Below are 4,270 nucleotides of genomic sequence, written 5' to 3'. Positions count from 1 at the left end.
CCTTTCCTACTTCGACGCCGCGATCGTCGACCTCGACGGCACGATGGTCGACACGCTCGGCGACTTCGTCGTCGCCCTGAACCTCATGCTGGGCGACCTGGCCCTCCCGGCGGTCGAGGCGTCGACCGTCGAGACCATGGTCGGCAAGGGCTCTGAGCATCTGATCCAGTCGGTGCTGCGCCACGTCGGCGCCGAAGCTGCGCTCTACGAGCGCGCTTGGGGACGCTATCAGCACCACTACCTCAGGATCAACGGCCAGCATTCCCGGGTCTACGAAGGCGTCGCGAAAGGGCTGTCGGCCTTGCGGGAGCGAGGCCTGCGCCTGGCTTGCCTTACCAACAAGCCAACCGATTTCGCTCGGCCCCTGCTGGCCGCCAAGGGCCTCGACGGCTATTTCGAGAAGGTCTTCGGCGGCGATGCCTTCGAACGCAAGAAGCCCGACCCCTTGCCGCTGTGGAAGACCTGCGAAGCGCTGGGCACCGCGCCGGCGCGCACCCTGATGGTCGGGGACTCCAGCAACGACGCCCGGGCCGCGCGCGCCGCCGGCTGTCCCGTGGTGCTGGTCAGCTATGGCTACAACCACGGCGAGTCGGTGCGCGGCGTCGACGCCGACGGCTTCGTCGACTCGCTATTGGAGTTGGGTGCTCAGCCCTTGCCGAGCAACGCGTCCTTGAGCTTGTAGTCGGCTGGCGAAGGCCCGATCCAGATGCGCAGCAGCGCATTGAAGAAGGCCTGCACCTTGATCGGCTCGCCCTGCGGCACGCCGCGCACCGTGACCAGGCTGCCACTGCCCGGGATCCAGTCGACGGTGAAACCGTCGCCGGCTTTCAGCTGCTTCTGGTCCGCGAACATCTGGCCCATGCGCAAGAGGCCGGGGGTCAGTTGCGACATCTCGCTCTTGGGCGAGTTGTCCTCGACCCCGCGCGTGAACAGCTTGCCGAGTTCGTTGGCATCGATGTCGCGCAGCATCGTGATGGTCACGCGCTTGGGGCCCGGCGCGGCCAGCACCTCTTCGACCGTGTCGGCCTTCTTGCCCATGTAGAGCCCGGCGGTGTACACCTTGAACACCGCCTTGTAGCGAACGCCGGCGCCGTTGAGCAGCAGCTTGCCGCCGCGCAGGTCGATCGCGTCGTCGAGCTTGACTCCCGCGACGTCGACCTGGGCGGCCGACGCCGCGATCGATGCGAAGGCCAGGGTGGACAGCACGAGCACGCGCCGCAGGTCGAAGGAAGGCATCAAGGGGTCTCCGTGGACCGCAAGAATTTTTTAAAGAATCCCAATGTATCTTTTTGTGTGTGGCTTGTCCCTGGGCTAAACTCCCGATTCACATGTTCATTCATCACGTCATTCAGACAGGTCAAGGCAGCCGGGGAGCCTGGCCTTGGCGCACGCCATCGTCGTTGCCTGTTTGATTGCACGGCGCACGCCGTGCGCCCGCGGCCTTCAGTTGAGCTGAACCGGCCAACCAGAATGACCCCGCCAGCGACCATCGAAGCGTCTGCTGGCCGACGGAGACCCCACCCGTGATCACCGAACTCGAATTCAAGAGCCTCAGCGCGCAGGGTTACAACCGCATCCCGCTGATGGTCGAGGCCTTTGCCGACCTCGAGACGCCTCTTTCCCTCTACCTCAAACTGGCCTACACCAAGGACAGCGGCAAGCACAGCTTCCTGCTCGAGTCCGTGGTCGGCGGCGAGCGCTTCGGCCGCTACAGCTTCATCGGCCTGCCCGCGCGCACGCTGCTGCGGGCCAGCGGCTTCGGCGCCGACGCGCTGACCGAGGTTGTAACGGACGGCAAAGTCGTGGAAAAAGCCCATGGCAATCCGCTCGATTTCGTTGCGGCCTACCAACAGCGTTTCAAGGTGGCGCTGCGTCCGGGCCTGCCGCGCTTCTGCGGCGGCCTGGCCGGCTACTTCGGCTATGACACCGTGCGCCACATCGAGAAGAAGCTCGAAAAAAGCTGCCCGCCCGATGCCCTGGGCTGCCCCGACATCCTGTTGCTGCAGTGCGAGGAGTTGGCGGTGATCGATAACCTCTCGGGCAAGCTCTACCTGATCGTCTATGCCGACCCGGCCCAGCCCGAGGCCTACGCCAACGCCAAGCGCCGGCTGCGCGAGTTGCGCGACCAGCTCAAGTACTCGGTCAGCGCGCCGCAGGTGAAGCCGAGCCAGGCACATCCGGCGCAGCGCAGCTTCGCCAAGGCCGACTACCTGGCCGCGGTCGAGCGCGCCAAGGAACTGATCGCGGCCGGCGACTTCATGCAGGTGCAGGTCGGCCAGCGCATCAGCAAGCGCTACACCGAGTCGCCGCTGTCGCTGTACCGCGCGCTGCGTTCGCTCAATCCCTCGCCCTACATGTACTACTACCACCTGGGCGATTTCCACGTGGTCGGCGCCTCGCCCGAGATCCTGGTGCGGCAGGAGCACACCGGCGAGGGCGAGCAGAAGATCACCATCCGTCCGCTGGCCGGCACCCGGCCGCGCGGTGCCTCGCTCGAACTCGACAAGGCGGCCGAGGTCGAGCTGATCAACGACCCCAAGGAGCGGGCCGAGCACGTGATGCTGATCGACCTGGCGCGCAACGACATCGGCCGCATCGCCAAGACCGGCACCGTGAAGGTGACCGAGGCCTTCGCGGTCGAGCGCTACAGCCATGTGATGCACATCGTGAGCAACGTCGAAGGCACCCTGAAGGACGGCATGACCGCGATCGATGTGCTCAAGGCCACATTCCCGGCCGGCACCCTCACGGGCGCGCCCAAGGTGCACGCGATGGAGCTGATCGACCAGCTCGAGCCGACCAAGCGCGGCCTCTACGGTGGCGCCTGCGGCTACATCAGCTACGCCGGCGACATGGACGTCGCGATCGCGATCCGTACCGGCATCGTCAAGGACCAGATGCTGCACGTGCAGGCCGCGGCCGGCGTGGTCGCCGACTCGGTGCCCGAACTCGAATGGAAAGAGACCGAAGCCAAGGCGCGGGCGCTGCTGCGCGCCGCCGAGCTGGTCGAGGAAGGCCTGGAATGAGCACCGAAGACAACAACAACGACTTCTCCCACGAGATCATCGGCGCTGCCGTCGAAGTCCAGCGCGTGCTCGGCACCGGCCTGCCCGAAGAGGTTTATGCCGCCGCGCTCGAGATCGAACTCGCCGAGCGCGAGATCGGCTTTGCGCGCAACGTGGCGGTGGCGGCCAGCTACAAGGGTCGTGCGCTCGGCGAGGTCTGCCGCGCCGCCTTCGTGGTCGAGCAGTCGGTGGTGGTCGAGCTCAAGGCGGTCGATGCGCTGACCGACCTGCATCGCGCCCAGGCCCAGGCGGCCGTGCGTCTCTCGGGGCTCCGGCTGGGCCTGCTGATCAACTTCAATGTGTTCCCGGTGGTGAAGGGCGTGCACCGAATCGGAGTCAAACCATGAAGCTCCTGATGATCGACAACTACGACAGCTTCACCTACAACCTGGTGCAGTATTTCGGCGAGCTCGGTGCCGAGGTCGAGGTGCATCGCAACGACGAGATCACGCTCGAGGGCCTGAAGGCGCGGGTCGCCGGCGGAATCGACCGGCTGGTGATCTCGCCGGGGCCGTGCTCGCCGGCCGAAGCCGGCGTCTCGGTGGCGGCGATCCAGGCCTTCGCGGGCCAGCTGCCGATCCTCGGCGTCTGCCTCGGGCACCAGGCGATCGGCGCCGCCTTCGGCGGCAGGATCATCCGCGCCCAGCAGCTGATGCATGGCAAGACCAGCGAGATCACGACCACGCGCGAGGGCGTCTTCGCCGGCCTGCCCGAGAAGTTCAGCGTCAACCGCTACCACTCGCTGGCGATCGAGCGCGCCTCCTGCCCCGAGGCGCTGGCGCTGACCGCCTGGACCGACGACGGCGAGATCATGGGCGTGCGCCATACCGGCTTCGCGCATTCGGTGCGCATCGAGGGCGTGCAGTTCCACCCCGAATCGATTCTCACGGAGCACGGCCACGCCATGCTGCGCAATTTCCTGGAGTGACGCAAATGAGCCATCCTTCGTCCAAGGTCGTCGACCTGCGCAGCGACACCGTGACCCAGCCGACCGCAGCAATGCGCGCGGCGATGATGGCCGCCCCGCTCGGCGACGACGTCTTCGCCGACGACCCGAGCGTCAACGCGCTGCAGCATCAGATCGCCGAGCTGCTGGGTTTCGAGGCGGCGCTGTTCGTGCCCACCGGCACGCAGAGCAACCTCTGCGCGATCCTTTCGCACTGCCAGCGCGGCGACGAGTACATCGTCGGCCAGCAGGCTCACTG

General features: G+C 66.5%; 6 protein-coding genes. 5 read left to right on the top strand and 1 reads right to left on the bottom strand.

Annotated elements, in window-relative coordinates:
* Positions 1–682 (top strand): phosphoglycolate phosphatase (gph, locus tag AC1DY5_RS44290; RefSeq protein ID WP_478120758.1); only part of this gene is annotated, 682 nt, incomplete at its 5' end.
* On the opposite strand, the gene AC1DY5_RS44285 is transcribed toward gph, so the two are convergent.
* On the bottom strand, positions 646–1,236 hold the full coding sequence (locus tag AC1DY5_RS44285) for a chalcone isomerase family protein (protein ID WP_478120757.1): 591 nt from the start codon (positions 1,234–1,236) through the stop codon (positions 646–648). The two genes, gph and AC1DY5_RS44285, sit on opposite strands and share 37 nt — an antisense overlap.
* Before the next feature lie 287 nt (positions 1,237–1,523).
* On the opposite strand from AC1DY5_RS44285, the gene trpE reads away from it, so the two are divergent.
* The 4 genes from trpE to AC1DY5_RS44265 form a co-directional block, all read left to right on the top strand.
* The gene (gene trpE, locus AC1DY5_RS44280; RefSeq protein ID WP_478120756.1) at positions 1,524–3,026 is read left to right on the top strand and encodes an anthranilate synthase component I; all 1,503 of its coding nucleotides are present in this window, start codon (positions 1,524–1,526) and stop codon (positions 3,024–3,026) included.
* Positions 3,023–3,412, top strand: a complete 390-nt coding sequence (locus AC1DY5_RS44275; protein ID WP_478120755.1) for a GxxExxY protein — start codon at positions 3,023–3,025, stop codon at positions 3,410–3,412. Before trpE ends, AC1DY5_RS44275 begins: the two co-directional genes overlap by 4 nt.
* A complete protein-coding gene (locus AC1DY5_RS44270; RefSeq protein WP_478120754.1) occupies positions 3,409–3,993 on the top strand; it encodes an anthranilate synthase component II in 585 nt (194 codons plus the stop codon). Before AC1DY5_RS44275 ends, AC1DY5_RS44270 begins: the two co-directional genes overlap by 4 nt.
* Positions 3,994–3,998: 5 nt before the next feature.
* Positions 3,999–4,270: beta-eliminating lyase-related protein (locus AC1DY5_RS44265; RefSeq protein WP_478120753.1), on the top strand; the 272-nt coding region annotated here is incomplete at its 3' end.

The sequence above is a fragment of the Variovorax sp. P4_D9 genome (genome assembly GCF_056401695.1).
The sequence above is the reverse complement of the archived record's forward strand: the minus strand, read 5'-3'. Positions and strand labels throughout refer to the sequence as shown.